The organism is Pseudomonas sp. CG7 (assembly GCF_023701885.1).
Classification (GTDB): Bacteria; Pseudomonadota; Gammaproteobacteria; order Pseudomonadales; family Pseudomonadaceae; genus Aquipseudomonas; species Aquipseudomonas zanjanensis.
The window spans coordinates 68,537-85,025 of sequence record NZ_JABAEE010000002.1; the positions used below are offsets into that span (position 1 = coordinate 68,537).

General features: G+C 61.5%; 16 protein-coding genes. 10 read left to right on the forward strand and 6 right to left on the reverse strand.

Features of this window, described 5'->3' with window-relative positions:
- Nucleotides 1-9 precede the first annotated feature (9 nt).
- The 3 genes from HGO40_RS01335 to HGO40_RS01345 form a co-directional block, all read right to left on the reverse strand.
- Nucleotides 10-651, reverse strand: a complete 642-nt coding sequence (locus tag HGO40_RS01335; RefSeq protein WP_250961571.1) for a thiol:disulfide interchange protein DsbA/DsbL — start codon at nt 649-651, stop codon at nt 10-12.
- Nucleotides 652-838: 187 nt separating this feature from the next.
- On the reverse strand, nt 839-1,450 hold the full coding sequence (locus tag HGO40_RS01340; protein WP_250961572.1) for a c-type cytochrome: 612 nt from the start codon (nt 1,448-1,450) through the stop codon (nt 839-841).
- A gap of 46 nt (nt 1,451-1,496) precedes the next feature.
- On the reverse strand, nt 1,497-1,787 hold the full coding sequence (locus HGO40_RS01345; RefSeq protein WP_003196231.1) for a c-type cytochrome: 291 nt from the start codon (nt 1,785-1,787) through the stop codon (nt 1,497-1,499).
- Nucleotides 1,788-1,978: 191 nt separating this feature from the next.
- On the opposite strand from HGO40_RS01345, the gene yihA reads away from it, so the two are divergent.
- A complete protein-coding gene (gene yihA / locus HGO40_RS01350; protein ID WP_250961573.1) occupies nt 1,979-2,620 on the forward strand; it encodes a ribosome biogenesis GTP-binding protein YihA/YsxC in 642 nt (213 codons plus the stop codon).
- A gap of 548 nt (nt 2,621-3,168) precedes the next feature.
- Here the strand turns inward: yihA and polA are convergent.
- Nucleotides 3,169-5,937, reverse strand: coding sequence for a DNA polymerase I (polA, locus tag HGO40_RS01355; RefSeq protein WP_250961574.1), 2,769 nt, complete (start codon nt 5,935-5,937; stop codon nt 3,169-3,171).
- Nucleotides 5,938-6,011: 74 nt separating this feature from the next.
- Here polA and HGO40_RS01360 point away from each other — a divergent pair, with 74 nt between their 5' ends.
- Nucleotides 6,012-6,299 (forward strand): DUF2782 domain-containing protein, encoded by a 288-nt coding sequence (locus tag HGO40_RS01360; RefSeq protein WP_053126892.1) that lies wholly within the window; start codon nt 6,012-6,014, stop codon nt 6,297-6,299.
- A gap of 58 nt (nt 6,300-6,357) precedes the next feature.
- Nucleotides 6,358-7,308: a homoserine kinase gene (locus HGO40_RS01365; RefSeq protein WP_250961575.1), complete on the forward strand. Its 951-nt coding sequence runs from the start codon at nt 6,358-6,360 to the stop codon at nt 7,306-7,308.
- 131 nt (nt 7,309-7,439) lie between these two features.
- Here the strand turns inward: HGO40_RS01365 and znuA are convergent, their stop codons facing one another.
- The gene (gene znuA, locus HGO40_RS01370; RefSeq protein WP_250961576.1) at nt 7,440-8,372 is read right to left on the reverse strand and encodes a zinc ABC transporter substrate-binding protein ZnuA; all 933 of its coding nucleotides are present in this window, start codon (nt 8,370-8,372) and stop codon (nt 7,440-7,442) included.
- Nucleotides 8,373-8,438: 66 nt separating this feature from the next.
- Here znuA and zur point away from each other — a divergent pair, with 66 nt between their 5' ends.
- Genes zur through HGO40_RS01390 form a run of 4 tightly spaced genes read left to right on the forward strand, consistent with a single transcriptional unit; the run spans nt 8,439 to nt 11,235 of the window.
- Nucleotides 8,439-8,921, forward strand: a complete 483-nt coding sequence (gene zur, locus HGO40_RS01375) for a zinc uptake transcriptional repressor Zur (RefSeq protein WP_053126886.1) — start codon at nt 8,439-8,441, stop codon at nt 8,919-8,921.
- Nucleotides 8,921-9,703, forward strand: a complete 783-nt coding sequence (gene znuC / locus HGO40_RS01380; protein WP_250961577.1) for a zinc ABC transporter ATP-binding protein ZnuC — start codon at nt 8,921-8,923, stop codon at nt 9,701-9,703. The genes zur and znuC overlap by 1 nt, the downstream gene beginning before the upstream one ends.
- Nucleotides 9,696-10,484 carry a zinc ABC transporter permease subunit ZnuB gene (gene znuB, locus HGO40_RS01385; RefSeq protein WP_250961578.1) on the forward strand — a complete coding sequence of 263 codons (789 nt, stop codon included), beginning with the start codon at nt 9,696-9,698 and terminating at the stop codon, nt 10,482-10,484. Before znuC ends, znuB begins: the two co-directional genes overlap by 8 nt.
- 37 nt (nt 10,485-10,521) lie before the next feature.
- Complete coding sequence (locus tag HGO40_RS01390) at nt 10,522-11,235, forward strand: PA5502 family lipoprotein (RefSeq protein ID WP_250961579.1); 714 nt, start codon at nt 10,522-10,524, stop codon at nt 11,233-11,235.
- A gap of 132 nt (nt 11,236-11,367) precedes the next feature.
- Here HGO40_RS01390 and katE read toward each other — a convergent pair whose 3' ends face one another.
- Nucleotides 11,368-13,506 (reverse strand): catalase HPII, encoded by a 2,139-nt coding sequence (gene katE, locus HGO40_RS01395; protein WP_250961580.1) that lies wholly within the window; start codon nt 13,504-13,506, stop codon nt 11,368-11,370.
- A 360-nt stretch (nt 13,507-13,866) separates the two neighbouring features.
- Here katE and HGO40_RS01400 point away from each other — a divergent pair, with 360 nt between their 5' ends.
- The 3 genes from HGO40_RS01400 (at nt 13,867) to HGO40_RS01410 (ending at nt 16,387) form a co-directional block, all read left to right on the forward strand.
- Nucleotides 13,867-14,874, forward strand: coding sequence for a methionine ABC transporter ATP-binding protein (locus tag HGO40_RS01400; RefSeq protein ID WP_250961581.1), 1,008 nt, complete (start codon nt 13,867-13,869; stop codon nt 14,872-14,874).
- A complete protein-coding gene (locus tag HGO40_RS01405) occupies nt 14,874-15,536 on the forward strand; it encodes a methionine ABC transporter permease (RefSeq protein ID WP_250961582.1) in 663 nt (220 codons plus the stop codon). Before HGO40_RS01400 ends, HGO40_RS01405 begins: the two co-directional genes overlap by 1 nt.
- Nucleotides 15,537-15,613: 77 nt before the next feature.
- Complete coding sequence (locus HGO40_RS01410) at nt 15,614-16,387, forward strand: MetQ/NlpA family ABC transporter substrate-binding protein (protein ID WP_250961583.1); 774 nt, start codon at nt 15,614-15,616, stop codon at nt 16,385-16,387.
- Nucleotides 16,388-16,489: the final 102 nt, after the last annotated feature.

Genomic DNA, 16,489 nt, shown 5'->3' on the forward strand with positions numbered 1-16,489 from the left:
GGGCCGCGCTTAGTTGGCAGCAGCCTTGGTGGCCGCTCGCTCTTTGGCGATCAACTGGTCGGCCAGTTGCAGGGCTTGTTCGGCACCGCCGGCAGAGCCGATGTCAAAGCGGTATTTGCCGTTGACGACCATGGTCGGTACGCCGGTGATTTCGTATTTCTTCGCCAGCTCGCGGGCCTTCTTGATCTGGCCCTGGATAGCGAAGGAATCGAAGGTGGCGAGGAACTTGTCCTTATCGACGCCCTGGGTGGCGAGGAAGTCCGCCATCTCATCTTTCTTGACCAGCTTCTTGCCTTCTTTCTGGATCGCGTTGAATACCGCCGCGTGAACCTTGTGCTCGACACCCATCGCTTCGAGGGTCAGGAACATCTGGCCATGGGCGTCCCATGGGCCACCGAACATGGCAGGAATGCGGACGAAATTGACGTCCGAAGGCAGTTTTTCAGCCCATGGGTTGATCACCGGTTCAAAAGCGTAGCAATGCGGGCAGCCGTACCAGAACAGCTCCACGACTTCGATCTTGCCAGGCGCTGCCACCGGAACGGGGTTGGTCAATTCGACATAGGGGGCGGCGGGCTTTTCAGCCGCTTGGGCAGTCATGCCGAACAGGCTGGCGGCGACGAGCGCGGCGCTGATGATCAGATTACGCATGCTTTACTCCTGGACAATGAGGGGACCTGGCAAGGCCTGTTTCTAAGACAGACCGTGGCGGGTTCAAGTTCTCTAGTGTAACGGCAGCGGCCACAAAAAAGGGCGGCCAAAGCCACCCTTTTGATGCTCGCATCGACAGATTAATCGAGCGTTAACGTTGCAAGAGGTGTATCCCCTCGCAACGGCCTTAGTGCAGGCCCTGGATGTAGCTGGAAACGGCGGCGATATCTTCGTCGCTCAGCTTGCGGGCAATGGTGCGCATGGTCATCGCGTCACCGTCGTTGGCACGACCGCCTTCTTCCTTGCGGAAATCGGTCAGTTGCTTGGTGATGTACTGGGCATGCTGGCCGCCCAAGTGTGGGAAACCGGCAGCGGCGTTGCCCTTGCCGTCAGGGGAATGGCAGCCAGTGCAGGCTGGCAGGCCTTTTTCCAGGTTGCCGCCGCGGAACAGCGCTTCACCACGAGCCACGAGTTTTGGATCGGCGGCGCCAACGCTGCCCTTCTGGCTGGCGAAGTAGGCCGCGATGTCCTCCAGGTCCTGATCGCTCAGGTTGGTCAGCAGGCCGGTCATTTCCAGCACGACACGCTTGCCGTCCTTGATTTCCTTCAGCGGCTTGGTCAAGTAGCGCTCGCCCTGGCCCGCCAGTTTCGGAAAGTTGGGCGCCATGCTATTGCCATCCGGGCCGTGGCAGGCCCCGCATACGGCCGCTTTCGCCTGACCGGCAGCGGCGTTGCCAGCGGCGTGGGCTACGCCGGATATCCCCAAGGTCAACAGCAGACTCACGATCAGTTTGTTCATCAGCTAATCCAACTACGGCTAAGGGTTAAAGAGTTATGGACCGGGTTCACTCGCTCATCCACTGGATGATGGCTCGGTAATCCTCGGCACTGCAGTCCATGCACAAACCACGCGGCGGCATCGCCTTGAAACCCTGGGTCACGTGTTGCACCAGCGTCTCCATACCTTTCGCCAACCTCGGCGTCCAAGCTTCCTGATCGCCCTTGCGGGGCGCCATGGGGAGTTGGCCGGAATGACAGGCACCACAAACACGGTTGTACACAGCTTCCGGATCCTGTGTAGCCTGAGCGCTGTAAAGCGGCATCAAGACACCGGCAGCTAGCAGCCATTTCGTCATAAAACGACCTTTTCAGGGTTGGGAACGAGCTGCGTTCTAATGCGCAATTTCGGTCGGTCGCTCCCGTGAGCTTCATCCTACGCTGGGACAAAGCGCACACAAAATCTGCGGCATTATATACTGGCGTCACTGAAACGGAAACGACACAGCTTGCCGCGTCCATTCCCGACGCCGCCCACATCGGAAATCCCATGCAACTGAAGAACCCTATCCTTGGCCTGTGCCAACAGTCCACCTTCATGCTCAGCGCCGCCAAAGTCGATCAATGCCCAGACGACGAAGGCTTTGAAGTGGCGTTTGCCGGCCGTTCCAACGCCGGCAAATCCAGCGCGCTGCACACCTTGACCCCTGCGAGCCTGGCACGCACCTCGAAAACCCCGGGTCGTACGCAGCTCTTGAACTTCTTCAAGCTAGACGATGAACGGCGTTTGGTCGACCTGCCCGGCTACGGCTACGCCAAGGTACCGATCCCGCTCAAGCAACACTGGCAGCGTCACTTGGAAGCCTACCTGGGCAGCCGCGAGAGTCTGAAAGGCCTGATTTTGATGATGGATATTCGCCATCCGATGACCGACTTCGACCTGTTGATGCTCGATTGGGCGGTCGCCAGCGGCATGCCGATGCACATTCTGCTGACCAAGGCCGACAAGCTCACCTACGGCGCGGCGAAAAATACCTTGCTCAAAGTGCAATCGGAAATTCGCAAGGGCTGGGGCGACGCGATCACCATCCAACTGTTCTCGGCACCCAAGCGCATGGGCTTGGAAGAAGCCTATACCGTGCTGGCGGACTGGATGGAATTGGCGGACAAGGGCAGCGAAGAGGCCGAATAAGCCAAATCGCAGGCAAAAAAAACCCCGGACTTCTTATGGGGAGGGGGAAGTTCGGGGTCCAAGTTCCGGACCGCTAGGGCGGGGTCCAGATATCTGCCAACACTTAACACAACATAGGAGCATTGAAGGGCTTCACCAGCCATTCAGAATCTCTGAGTGGCGATTCACGGGTTTAGTTCAGATTTTTTTGGAAATAACCGTAGGAATTTTCCGAGCTAACGAAGCCATACCTGGGTTTGCGGTGATTCAATGCGGCATCGATTGCCTGGGCTGACGCTATCGCGAGCAAGCTCGCTCCCACAGTGGGGTAGGTGTTGGGCTCGATCTTCGGCTCGACACAAACCCCATGTGGGAGCGAGCTTGCTCGCGATGGCCATCTCCCTATCCTGACACCAATCCCCTGTGGCGAGGGAGCTTGCTCCCGCTGGCCTGCGCAGCAGGCCCCTGCATTTTTCCAGCAGACCGCATCGCCCGGTTTACGGCTGCTGCGCAGCCGAGCGGGAGCAAGCTCCCTCGCCACAAGAGCCCTAGGCCTCAGGACGTGGGAATCAGTGCGCCTCGTCCCAGTTATTGCCCACGCCCACTTCCACCAGCAGCGGCACGTCCAGCGTGGCGGCGGCGCTCATGTGCTGGCGGATCTCTTCGCGCACCTGGTCGACCAAGTCTTCACGCACTTCCCGCACCAGTTCGTCGTGGACCTGCAGGATGACTTTCGCATCCAGCCCTGACGCCGGCAGCCAGCCATCCACGGCAACCATGGCTTTCTTGATGATGTCAGCCGCCGTGCCTTGCATCGGCGCGTTGATGGCGGTGCGCTCGGCGCCTTTGCGCAGGGCCGGGTTTTTCGCGTTGATGTCCGGCAGGTACAGGCGACGACCAAAAATGGTTTCGACAAAACCTTGCTCGGCCGCCTGGGCGCGGGTGCGCTCCATGTAGGCCAGCACACCCGGGTAGCGGGCGAAGTAGCGGTCGATGTAGGCCTGGGACTGCTTGCGATCGACGCCAATCTGCTTGGCCAGGCCGAACGCGCTCATGCCGTAGATCAAGCCGAAGTTGATCGCCTTGGCGCTGCGGCGTTGGTCATGGGTGACGGCTTCCAGGTCGACGCCGAACACCTCGGCGGCCGTGGCCCGGTGCACGTCCAGGTCATTGCGAAAGGCGTGGAGCAACCCTTCATCCTTGGCCAGGTGCGCCATGATCCGCAGTTCGATCTGCGAATAGTCCGCCGCCAGCAGCTTGTAGCCTTTCGGCGCAACGAACGCCTGGCGGATGCGCCGGCCTTCGGCGGTCCGAATCGGAATGTTCTGCAAGTTCGGGTCGATGGATGACAGCCGCCCGGTCGCGGCGACGGCTTGCTGGTAATTGGTATGGACGCGGCCGGTGCGGCTGTTGATCTGTTCCGGCAGGCGATCGGTGTAGGTGCTCTTGAGCTTGCTCAGGGAGCGGTACTGCATCAGCACCTTGGGCAGCGGGTAATCCTGCTCCGCCAATTCGGCGAGCACCGCTTCGGCGGTGGAAGCCTGGCCCTTGGCGGTTTTGCTGAGCACCGGCAAGCCGAGCTTTTCGTACAGGATCACGCCCAATTGCTTCGGCGAACCGAGGGTGAATTCCTCACCGGCGATGGCAAACGCCTCACGCTCCAGCGCCACCAACTTCTCGCCCAACTCACCACTTTGTACGCCCAGCAGGTTGGCATCCTCCAGCGCGCCCTGGCGCTCGATGCGCGCCAGGACCGGCATCAGCGGCATTTCGATGTCGTTGAGCACCGGGCCCAGGCTTGGCGTGGCGGCCAGCTTTTCCTGCAAGGCCTGGTGCAGGCGGAAAGTCACGTCGGCGTCTTCGGCGGCGTAAGGGCCGGCCAGTTCCAGGGAAATCTGGTCGAAGGTCAGTTGCTTGACCCCTTTGCCGGCGATGTCCTGGAAATCGGTCTTGCTTTGGCCCAGGTATTTGAGCGCCAGGCTGTCCATGTCGTGACGGGTCGCAGTGGAATCCAGCACGTAGGATTCCAGCATGGTGTCAAAGGCGATGCCCTGGACCAGGATGCCGTTGTTCTGGTCACCGCCAATGGCGCAATTGGCCAGGATGTTGGTTTCGAACTTGGCGTGCTGGCCAACCTTGAGCTTGTCCGGGTTTTCCAGCAGCGGCTTGAGCGCCTTGAGCACTGTGTCGCGGTCCAGTTGCTCCGGCACGCCCATGTAGGAATGGGTCAGCGGGATGTAGGCCGCCTCGAACGGGGCCACGGCGAACGACAAGCCGACGAGTTGCGAATGCTGGGCATCGCCGCCGTCGGTTTCGGTGACGAAGGCAAACAGCGGAGCTTTTTCCAGTTTCGCCAGCCACGCATCGAAGCGCGCCTGGGCGAGGATGACTTCGTACTTGGCCTCGGCAGCGCCGGGCTGTTCTTCGGCCACTTCGAGGATCTCCTGGCCGGCACGCTTGGCGTCCCGCTGGTTTTCTTCGAACCAGCTCTTGAACTCTAGCAACGTATACAACTCGGCCAGTTTCTCGTGGTCGGGCGTGCCCATTTGCAGGTCGTCGAGACCGACATCCAACGGTACGTCGGTCTTGATGGTCGCCAGTTCGTAGGACAGGAACGCCATTTCCTTGTGCTCTTCGAGCTTGGCGGCGAGGGTCTTGGCGCCACGGATCGGCAAGGTGGCGACGATGTCCAGTTGCGCGTACAACTCGGTCAGGCCGCCGTTGACGCCAACCAGCAGGCCGGAAGCGGTCTTCGGTCCGATACCCGGGACGCCCGGGATGTTGTCGGACGAATCGCCCATCAACGCCAGGTAATCGATGATCTGCTCCGGAGCGACGCCAAACTTCTCCTTCACGCCAGCCACGTCCAGGGCGCTACCGGTCATGGTATTGACCAAGGTAATGTGCCCGTCGACCAACTGCGCCATGTCCTTGTCGCCCGTGGAGATCACCACCGGACGGTCGGCCGCCGCGCTGCTGCGGGCCAGGGTGCCGATCACGTCATCGGCCTCGACGTTGTCCACGCACAGCAACGGGAAGCCCAGGGCCTTGACGCTGGCGTGCAGCGGTTCGATCTGCACGCGCATGTCGTCGGGCATGCTCGGGCGGTTGGCCTTGTATTCGGCGTACAGTGCATCGCGAAACGTCCCACCCTTGGCGTCGAACACCACGGCGAACGGACTGTCCGGATACTGCTTGCGCAGGCTCTTGAGCATGTTCAGCACGCCCTTGACCGCACCGGTCGGCAGGCCTTTGGACGTGGTCAGCGGTGGCAGCGCGTGGAAGGCGCGGTACAGATAAGAAGAACCGTCCACCAGGACGAGGGGGGCTTGGCTCATGAGCAGGATCAACCTTTTCGGCGGGTCCGGGGCTAGAATAGCGGGACCGTTGACGACAAAGGGACAAGGTTATCATGCGTACACTAAATCGCCTGTTACTGGCTGGCTTGTTTGCATTCACCCCGTTGGCCGTCATGGCAGCGGATGACGCACCCTCGGCGGACCCGGATGTCACCATCCGCACCGAAGGCGATAAAACCATTCAGGAGTATCGGCAAAACGGCTTTTTGTACGCGATCAAGGTCACGCCCAAGAACGGCAAGCCTTATTTCCTGGTACGCGCCGATGGCACTGATGCAAACTTCATCCGCTCGGACCAGCCGGATATGCTGATCCCTTCGTGGAAAATCTTTGAGTGGTAATACCGCTCGCGACTTCAACCGGCGCCCGCTGAAGGGCGCCCGTACTGGCAGTTTAACCATGTCTGTGTTCACGCCCCTGGCTCGGCCCGAGCTGGAAACCTTTCTCGCCCCTTACGGGCTCGGCCGCTTGCTTGATTTCCAGGGGATCGCCGCTGGCAGCGAAAATACCAATTTCTTTATCAGCCTGGAGCAGGGCGAGTTCGTCCTGACCCTGGTCGAACGCGGACCGGTGCAGGAAATGCCGTTCTTCATTGAGCTGCTGGACGTGCTGCACGACGCCAACCTGCCGGTGCCTTACGCCTTGCGCACCACCGACGGCGTCGCGCTGCGGGAGCTGGCGGGCAAACCGGCGCTGCTGCAACCGCGCCTGGCCGGCAAGCACATCAAGCAGGCCAACGCTCAGCATTGCGCCCAAGTCGGCGAATTGCTCGCCCATCTGCACCTGGCGACCCGCGACAACATGATCAAGCGCAAGACCGATCGCGGCCTGGATTGGATGGAGGAGGAGGGCGGCAAGCTGCTTTCGCACCTCGACGCCGAACCGCGTCAGCTGCTGGAGGCTGCGCTGGAGGAAATTTCGTTAAAGAAGGTCGGCATCCTGGCGCTGCCCCGGGCCAACATCCATGCCGATCTGTTCCGCGACAATGCGATGTTCGAAGGCACGCACCTGACCGGGCTGATCGACTTCTATAACGCCTGCTCCGGGCCGATGCTGTATGACGTCGCCATCGCCCTGAATGACTGGTGCTCGGATGACGACGGCGTGCTCGATGGCGCCCGGGCCCGGGCGTTGCTGGGTGCTTATGCAGCGTTGCGGCCGTTCACGGCTGCCGAGGCCGAGCTATGGCCGACCCTGTTGCGCGTGGCATGCGTGCGGTTCTGGCTGTCGCGGTTGATCGCCGCCGAATCGGTTGCCGGGCAGGATGTGTTGATCCATGACCCAAAGGAGTTCCAGCAGCGGTTGGCGCAGCGGCAGACGGTTCATACGGTGTTGCCGTTCGCCCTCTGACACCTAGTGGATCTGAATGCCTTTGTGGCGAGGGAGCTTGCTCCCGCTCGGTTGCGCAGCGACCGCAAGATTTTTTAGGGCCGCTTCGCGGCCCAGCGGTAGCAAGCGCCCTCGCCACAAGAGCAGTGGGGTTATAACGACTCCAGGCACCCCGCCAAATCATTGCCCAACTTCTCCAACAACTGCTCATACCCCTGCGCCGTCGCCGGGGTGTAGCCGCCCAGTGCATCCAGTTCCGCCAGTTTCACCGGCAACCCGGCCACCAGGGTTTCGGCCAGGCGCGGGCGCAGGGGCGGTTCGCTGAAGACGCAGGTCTTGCCCACCGCCTGCAAGCGCGTGCGCATCGCCGCCACATGCTGGGCGCCGGGCTGGACTTCGGCAGCCACGGCGAACACCCCGGCGTGCTTGAGGCCGTAGTTGTCTTCGAAATAATCGAACGCCTCGTGGAAGACGAAGTACGGCTTGCCCGCAACCCCGGCCAGGCGCGTCTTGAGGCGCGTGTCCAAGGCATCGAGGCGCTGGTTGAAGCCCTTGAGGTTGTTTTGATAGCGGGCCGCATTCGCTGGATCCGCCGCGCTCAGGTCAGCCGCCATCCTGGCAGCAATCACCCGCGCATTGTGCGGCGACAGCCACAGGTGGGCGTCCACGGTGCCGGGGCGATGGTCGTGATCGTGATCATCGCCCTCATCATGGTCATGATCCTCGTGGGACGCACTGTCCTGGGCGAAGTGACGCAACTTGAGCCCGGGCAGCTCCTGCACCGCAACGGAGGGCAGGGTACGACCGTTCAACACGCGCGGTAGGAAACCTTCCATGTCCGGCCCAATCCAGTACAGCAGGTCCACCGACTGCACCTTGCGTACATCGGAGGGCCGCAACGCGTAGTGATGCGGCGAAGCCCCCGGGGGCAGCAACACTTCTGGAACGGCCACGCCGTCCTGCACGGCGGCGGCGATCAACTGCAGCGGCTTGATGCTGGTGAGGACCTTGACGTCGGCCTGGGCCGGGCCGATCAGTAGAACACTTGCGACAAAAGCGACAAAGAGCGAAAAAAATCGGGACACGATGACCACTCGTAGAGGCGAGAACGGGTAACATAATAACGTCTCTCACTAAACTCGTCGCTGCCCATGCCTATTACACCCCTTGCCAGTCGTCCCCACGATCACTCCCACTGCGTGCACAGCGCGCTGTCCGAGGCCGACGCCATCTGCGCGCGCCAAGGGTTGCGCCTGACCGCCCTGCGGCGGCGCGTGCTGGAACTGGTCTGGCAAAGCCACAAGCCACTGGGCGCCTACGACATCCTCGCGGTGCTCAGCGAACAGGACGGCCGCCGCGCCGCGCCGCCAACCGTCTATCGGGCGCTGGATTTCCTCCTGGAAAACGGTCTGGTGCATCGGATTTCGTCGCTCAACGCCTTCGTCGGCTGCAACCATCCGGAGCACGCCCACCAAGGCCAATTCCTGATTTGCCGCGAATGCCACGCTGCCATCGAGCTGGAACAGAAATCCATCAGCGATGCCATCGTCGCCAGCGCCAAGGACGTCGGTTTCGTCGTCGACACCCAGACCGTCGAAGTCGTCGGCCTCTGCTCCGGCTGCCAGGGGGCCTGATGAGCAACGCGCTGATCCGCCGCGAGCAGGTGGCCGTGACGTTCGCCGGGCAGAACGTGCTGGACAACATCCACCTGAGCGTCGAGCCGGGGCAGATCGTGACCTTGATCGGCCCCAACGGCGCCGGCAAGACCACCCTGGTACGCGCCGTGCTGGGTTTGCTCAAGCCCGACAGCGGCAGCGTCTGGCGCAAGCCCAGGTTGCGCGTCGGCTACATGCCGCAAAAACTCCACGTCGACCCGACGCTGCCACTGTCGGTGCTGCGTTTCCTGCGCCTGGTGCCTGGCGTGGACCGCGCCCGGGCCTTGGCTGCGCTCAACGAGGTCGGCGCCGAACAGGTGAGCGACAGCCCAGTGCAAAGCGTGTCCGGTGGCGAGATGCAACGCGTGCTGCTGGCCCGCGCCCTGCTGCGCGAGCCTGAATTGTTGGTGCTCGATGAGCCGGTGCAAGGCGTCGATGTGGCGGGGCAGGCCGAGCTGTACAGCCTGATCACGCGCCTGCGCGACCGCCACGGCTGCGGCGTGCTGATGGTCTCCCATGACTTGCACCTGGTGATGAGCACCACCGACCAGGTGGTCTGCCTCAACCGCCACGTCTGCTGCTCCGGGCATCCCGAGCAAGTCAGCGGCGATCCGGCCTTCGTCGAGTTGTTCGGAAAGAACGCACAAAGCCTGGCGATTTATCACCACCACCATGACCACGCCCATGACCTTCATGGCTCGGTGGTCAGCGCCCCTTCTGCTTCCAATCATGTTCATGGAGACGGCTGCAAGCATGGCTGATTTTCTGTTGTACGCCCTGCTCGCAGGCTTGGCACTCGCCCTGGTCGCCGGTCCGCTGGGTTCGTTTGTGGTCTGGCGGCGCATGGCCTATTTCGGCGACACCTTGTCCCACGCGGCACTGCTGGGCGTGGCCCTGGGTTTTCTGCTGGATGTCAGCCCGGCCATCGCGGTGACCGTTGGCTGCCTGTTGCTGGCGGTGGTGCTGGTCACCCTGCAACAGCGCCAGCCACTGGCGTCCGACACGCTGCTGGGCATCCTCGCGCCGAGCACGTTGTCCCTCGGGCTGGTGGTGCTGAGCTTCATGCGCGACGTGCGGATCGACCTGATGGCCTATCTGTTCGGCGATCTGCTGGCGATCAGTCCTACGGACCTTGCCTGGATCCTGGGCGGCAGCGCGGCGGTGTTGCTGTTGCTGGTGGCGCTGTGGCGACCGTTGCTGGCGGTCACCGTCCATGAAGAACTGGCGCGGGTCGAGGGTTTACCCGTGGTCAGCCTGCGCTTGGCGCTGATGCTGCTGATTGCGGTGGTCATCGCCGTGGCGATGAAGATTGTCGGTGTGTTGCTGATTACTTCATTGCTGATCATTCCGGCGGCTGCGGCACAGCGTCACGCCCGCTCACCCGAGCAAATGGCCTTGGGCGCAAGCCGGCTGGGCATGCTCGCGGTGTGTGGCGGCCTGGCCCTTTCCTGGTTCAAGGACACCCCGGCCGGCCCGTCGATTGTGGTCAGCGCCGCTGCGTTGTTTCTGCTGAGTTTTGTCCTGCCCCGTCGAGGGGTGTAGACTTGCTCGCTTTTTGCGCAAATAGAGAGTCGCAGGAATGAAGCCGTTCGCCTCCCGTTATCTGCTCCTTGTCGCATTTTCCCTGCTGCTGGGCGCGTGCCAGAGTACTCCGCCGGGCACCCAGGCTCCCGATACGCGGGGCCCGGCCATCGCGCAGCTCGAACAAAGCTTGGCCAGCAATGAGCTGGCCACCGCTGAAGGCCAGTTGGCCGCCTTGCAAGCCCAGTCGCCCGAAGACCCGACGCTGGAACCCTACCAGCGGCAATTGGCCGAGGCGTATCTGCGCCGCAGCCAGATCGACCTGCAAAAAGGCGATGTCAACGCCGCCGCCACCGCCCTGAGCCGTGCCCGAGCGTTGATGCCCAAGGCCCCAGCGCGCACTGGCGAGGTCAACAGCGCCATCGCCGAAGCCCGCAAGGCCGACCTGGAAAAAGCCGAGGCCGACCTCAAGGCCGCCGAAGCCAAACCGGTCGCCAAGTTGATCGACCCGAGCGCACCCAGCACTACCGTTGCGCTCAACATAGCCGATATCCAGCAAATGCGTCGGCAATTGGACGCCATCGCCGCCGATGTGGTGAATTATCAGTGCGACGTCAGCATCCAGGCGCCGCGTACCGATGATTATCCGTGGTTGGCGACGTTGCTGAGCAAGCGGGTCAAGAAGCTGGACCCGGGGTTTGACCTGAAGCTGCAGAAGCAGATTTTGCGCAGTGTGCCGGCGCAGGTTGTTTTGACACCGCGTAAGCCCTAAAGGCATCGTCGGAACGCCGCCCGGAGCAAGCTCGCTCCCACATGAGATTTTGTGATCGACACAAAACCACTGTGGGAGCGAGCTTGCTCGCGATAGCGCCCTACCAGACAACAAATCCCTTTCAGGCAGCCATCAAGCCGGAACCGCCTTCGCCTTGGGCTCCCGCGCCCAAACCCGATGCTGAGCAATCGCCGCGAAAAACCGCGAAAAACCGCTCGCATCCGCGTCTTCGATCAACCCCGCATCCACCTCCAGCTTCAACTCCACCAACAACTGCCGGGCCTCACCATGAAGGCCGATGGCTTTCAGATGCTTGTAGGCCTCCAGCACGTAATGCAACGCCACGCCGTCGCGACTCAAGGCCTTGATCGACTCCGCGCCACCGGGCACGAACACCGCGTCAAAGGCAATCGACGGCAAGCCTTCCATGGAGGCATCCACCGCCAGGGTTTTCCCATCGGCCGTGGTGACCGGCGCCGAGGTCGGCCCCAGCACTTTGGCGTGGGCGCCCTCAGCCTCCAGAGCCTGCTTGAGCGTATCGATGATCGCCCCATCGACACCGTTGGCCACCAACACCGCCACTTTGCGCGTCTTGATGTCACCGGACAGCAGGTTCGCCTGGCTCAAGGCCGGGGATTGTTCCAGCGAAGGCGTCGGAACATCGACAGTACCTGCGGTCGGTGCCGGCAAGCCGAGGTTTTTTGCTACCCGCCCGGCCAGTTCCAAGTCGATGTTGGCCAGGATCTCATTGACCTGCCGCGCCCGGATGAACTCCCGCTCGACCTTGCCCAACTCGAAGCTGTAGGCGGCGATGATGTGCTCTTTTTCGTGGGGGCTCATGCTCTTGTAGAACAGCCGCGCCTGGGAGAAATGATCAGAGAACGAATCGCTGCGTTGGCGGATCTTGTAGGCATCGATACGCTCTGGGTAACTTTCGAAGCCACCGTCCTGCGGACCCGGCGGAGTTTCCTTCGGCCAACCACCGTCGATGGAGTTCGGCTCATAGGACGCCCGCCCCTTGTCGATGGTGGTGCGGTGCATGGCATCGCGCTGGCCGTTGTGCACCGGCGTAATCGCCCGGTTGATCGGTAGCTCATGAAAATTCGGCCCACCGAGTCGGCTGATCTGCGTATCGGTGTAGGAAAACAGCCGGCCTTGCAGCAGCGGGTCGTTGGAAAAGTCGATGCCCGGCACGATGTGCCCAGGGCAGAAAGCGATTTGCTCGACTTCGGCGAAGAAGTTATCCGGGTTGCGGTTAAGCACCATCTTGCCCAACGGGGTGATAGGCACAAGTTCTTCGGGAATGATCTTGGTCGGGTCGAGCAGGTCGAAGTCGAATTTGTGCTCGTCCTCCTCGGCAACGATCTGCACGCCGAACTCCCATTCCGGGTAGTCGCCCAGCTCAATGGATTCCCACAGGTCGCGACGGTGGTAGTCGGTGTCCTTGCCCGCGAGTTTCTGGGCTTCGTCCCACACCAGGGAACAGGTCCCGGCCTTGGGTCGCCAGTGAAACTTGACGAAGCTACTGCGGCCTTCCGCATTGATCATACGGAAGGTGTGCACGCCAAAGCCCTGCATCGTGCGTAGGCTTTTTGGAATGGCCCGGTCAGACATCGCCCAGATCACCATGTGGGCCGATTCCGGCACCAGCGAGACAAAATCCCAGAACGTGTCGTGGGCCGAGCCGCCCGTAGGAATTTCGTTATGGGGCTCGGGTTTTACCGCGTGGACAAAGTCTGGAAACTTCACCGCGTCCTGAATGAAAAACACCGGCATGTTGTTGCCCACCAAGTCGAAGTTGCCTTCGTCGGTAAAGAACTTCACGGCAAAGCCGCGCACGTCCCGCACGGTGTCACCGGACCCCCGTGGACCTTGCACTGTGGAAAAGCGCACGAACACTGGCGTCTTTTTACTCGGGTCTTGTAGGAAACCAGCCTTGGTCAGGGCCGCATGGGATTCATAGGCCTGAAAGTAACCATGGGCACCGGTGCCTCGGGCGTGAACGATGCGCTCCGGGATCCGTTCATGGTCAAAGTGCGTGATTTTTTCACGCATGATGAAGTCTTCCAGCAGCGAGGGCCCGCGTGGGCCGGCGCGCAGGGTGTTCTGGTTATCGGCGATCTTCACGCCCTGGTTGGTGCGCAGCGCCTGCTCGGTGGCGTCGGAGCGAAACTGTTCCAGGCTTTCGAGCTTGGCGTTGGTGTTACCGCGGTCCAAGGTGTCGGTCCCGGCCAGTTGGCTCTTGTCGACCGTGGGCTTGTTGATACTCATCAGGCATGACTCCTCTTTGCGTTCCCTGTGGCGAGGGAGCTTGCTCCCGCTTTCGCGCAAAGCGCTCACAAAGGGCTGCTACGCATCCCAGCGGGAGCAAGCTCCCTCGCCACGGTCATTTCATTCAATGAACAACGTCTACGCCGTAGACTGGACTCTGGAGTTCGACGCAGTTTCGAGTGGCTTAATGAGTGACCCATGCCGTTTGGCTGTGTTCCTTTTTTATGGCCTTTGATCGCGTTATTGCCAAATGACTGGTCCGATCGCAAATAAATGCTAAGAACCTCTATACGGACAGGCTAAAATGCGCGCCCGGCTAACCGCTGATCCTTTTCCAACGCGCCCCACAAGGTTCGCTACGTGATCGAGTTTCAAAACGTCCATAAAACCTACCGGGTTGCCGGTAGGGATATCCCCGCCCTGCATCCGACCAGTCTGACGATTGAGAACGGTCAGGTCTTCGGCCTGATTGGCCATTCCGGTGCAGGAAAAAGTACCCTGCTGCGCCTGATCAATCGCCTGGAAGATTCCACGGGCGGCAAGATCATTGTCGACGGTGAAGAAGTCACCGCCCTGGACGCCAGTGGCCTGCGCCGTTTCCGCCAACAGGTCGGGATGATCTTCCAGCACTTCAACCTGCTGGCGTCCAAGACCGTGGCCGACAACGTGGCACTGCCGCTGACCCTGGCCGGCGAGTTGTCCCGTAGTGACATCGACCGCCGCGTCGCCGAGTTGCTGGCGCGGGTAGGGCTGTCCGCCCACGCCCGCAAATACCCGGCGCAGTTGTCCGGCGGCCAGAAGCAGCGCGTCGGCATCGCCCGCGCCCTGGCGACCAAACCCAAGATCCTGCTGTGCGACGAGGCCACCAGCGCCCTCGACCCGCAGACCACCGCCTCGGTGCTGCAACTGCTGGCAGAGATCAACCGCGAGCTGAAACTGACCATCGTGCTGATCACCCATGAAATGGACGTGATCCGCCGCGTTTGCGACCAAGTGGCCGTGATGGACGCCGGCGTGATCGTCGAGCAAGGCCCGGTGGCCGAGGTGTTCCTGCATCCGAAGCACCCGACCACCAAGCGTTTCGTCCAGGAAGACGAGCAGATCGACGAAAGCGAACAGCGCGACGACTTCGCCCACGTCCCAGGGCGCATCGTGCGTCTGACGTTCCAGGGCGACGCGACCTACGCGCCATTGCTCGGCACCGTCGCCCGGGAAACCGGTGTGGACTACAGCATCCTGGCCGGTCGCATCGACCGCATCAAAGACACCCCCTACGGGCAACTGACCCTCGCCATCACCGGCGGTGACATGGAGGCGGCGTTTGCCCGCTTCACCGCGGCTGATGTCCATATGGAGGTGCTGCGCTGATGGAATTTTTTGCAAACGTCGACTGGCTGGAAATCTGGCTGGCCACCGGCGACACCTTCCTGATGCTGTTCGGCTCGTTGCTGTTCACCGTGCTGCTCGGCTTGCCCCTGGGCGTATTGCTGTTCCTGTGCAGCCCGCGCCAACTGCGCGAAGCCCGCGGTGTTTATGCGCTGCTGTCACTGATCGTGAACATCCTGCGTTCGCTGCCGTTCATCATCCTGTTGATCGTGATGATTCCGTTCACGGTGTTGATCACCGGCACCTCCCTGGGCGTGGCCGGCGCGATTCCACCGCTGGTGGTCGGCGCGACACCGTTCTTCGCCCGCCTGGTGGAAACCGCCCTGCGCGAAGTCGACCGCGGCATCATCGAAGCCACCCAAGCCATGGGCGCGACCACGCGGCAAATCATCGTCAACGCCTTGCTGCCAGAAGCCCGCCCGGGCATTTTTGCAGCGATTACGGTGACAGCGATTACGCTGGTGTCCTACACGGCCATGGCCGGTGTAGTCGGCGCCGGTGGTCTGGGCGACCTGGCGATCCGCTTCGGCTACCAGCGTTTCCAGACCGATGTGATGGTGGTCACGGTGGTGTTGCTGCTGGTGCTGGTGCAAGTCCTACAGACCGTGGGCGACAAACTGGTTGTGCATTTCTCTAGAAAATAAGGCCTCGGGCCAATAAACATGAGCCGGCCATTCGCTGGCAGGCGCCAAGAGCAGGCGCCCCACAAGGAGTTAGCTGAATGAAAAAACTACTGGTTGCCTTCGCTGCCGCCGCAGCGTTTTCCGCCCACGCCGCCGACACCCTCACCGTCGCGGCCACGCCGGTGCCCCACGCGGAAATCCTCGAATTCGTCAAACCGGCCCTGGCGAAGGAAGGCGTGGACCTCAAGGTCAAAGTCTTCACCGACTACATCCAGCCGAACGTACAGGTCGCGGAAAAGCGCCTGGACGCCAACTTCTTCCAGCACCAGCCGTACCTGGATGAGTTCAACAAGGCCAAGGGCACGAACCTGGTGAGCGTGGCCGGTGTGCACTTGGAACCCCTGGGCGCGTACTCCAGCAAGTACAAGGCGCTTACCGAACTGCCGGGCGGCGCCAACGTGGTGATCCCGAACGACGCCACCAACGGCGGCCGTGCGCTGTTGCTGCTGGCTAAGGCTGGGCTGATCAAGTTGAAGGATTCGAACAACATCCTGTCGACGACCAAGGACATCACCGAGAATCCAAAGGATTTGAAATTCCGTGAGCTGGAAGCGGCGACCATTCCACGGGTGCTGACTCAGGTGGATCTGGCGTTGATCAATACCAACTATGCGTTGGAAGCCAAGCTTGATCCTTCCAAGGATGCGTTGGTGATCGAAGGTAACGACTCGCCTTATGTGAACATCCTGGTGGCTCGTGAGGATGATAAGGACAGTGAGGCGATGAAGAAGCTGGTTGCGGCGCTGCATACGCCGGAGGTGAAGGCTTTTATTCTTGAGAAGTACAAAGGCGCGGTTTTGCCGGCGTTTTGATTTGATTGGGTGGTGAAGAAAACGGGGCTGCGTGGGAATGCAGGCCCGTTTTTTTTGCGATGTCTTCTATCCATCAAAGCCGCTACGACCTTCGTCGTCGAC

Bases quoted from the DNA above. Each gene is read 5' to 3' on its own strand.
- HGO40_RS01335 (WP_250961571.1), bottom strand. From the start codon at position 651: ATGCGTAATCTGATCATCAGCGCCGCGCTCGTCGCCGCCAGCCTGTTC.
- HGO40_RS01340 (WP_250961572.1), bottom strand. From the start codon at position 1,450: ATGAACAAACTGATCGTGAGTCTGCTGTTGACCTTGGGGATATCCGGC.
- HGO40_RS01345 (WP_003196231.1), bottom strand. From the start codon at position 1,787: ATGACGAAATGGCTGCTAGCTGCCGGTGTCTTGATGCCGCTTTACAGC.
- yihA (WP_250961573.1), top strand. From the start codon at position 1,979: ATGCAACTGAAGAACCCTATCCTTGGCCTGTGCCAACAGTCCACCTTC.
- polA (WP_250961574.1), bottom strand. From the start codon at position 5,937: ATGAGCCAAGCCCCCCTCGTCCTGGTGGACGGTTCTTCTTATCTGTAC.
- HGO40_RS01360 (WP_053126892.1), top strand. From the start codon at position 6,012: ATGCGTACACTAAATCGCCTGTTACTGGCTGGCTTGTTTGCATTCACC.
- HGO40_RS01365 (WP_250961575.1), top strand. From the start codon at position 6,358: ATGTCTGTGTTCACGCCCCTGGCTCGGCCCGAGCTGGAAACCTTTCTC.
- zur (WP_053126886.1), top strand. From the start codon at position 8,439: ATGCCTATTACACCCCTTGCCAGTCGTCCCCACGATCACTCCCACTGC.
- znuC (WP_250961577.1), top strand. From the start codon at position 8,921: ATGAGCAACGCGCTGATCCGCCGCGAGCAGGTGGCCGTGACGTTCGCC.
- znuB (WP_250961578.1), top strand. From the start codon at position 9,696: ATGGCTGATTTTCTGTTGTACGCCCTGCTCGCAGGCTTGGCACTCGCC.
- HGO40_RS01390 (WP_250961579.1), top strand. From the start codon at position 10,522: ATGAAGCCGTTCGCCTCCCGTTATCTGCTCCTTGTCGCATTTTCCCTG.
- katE (WP_250961580.1), bottom strand. From the start codon at position 13,506: ATGAGTATCAACAAGCCCACGGTCGACAAGAGCCAACTGGCCGGGACC.
- HGO40_RS01405 (WP_250961582.1), top strand. From the start codon at position 14,874: ATGGAATTTTTTGCAAACGTCGACTGGCTGGAAATCTGGCTGGCCACC.
- HGO40_RS01410 (WP_250961583.1), top strand. From the start codon at position 15,614: ATGAAAAAACTACTGGTTGCCTTCGCTGCCGCCGCAGCGTTTTCCGCC.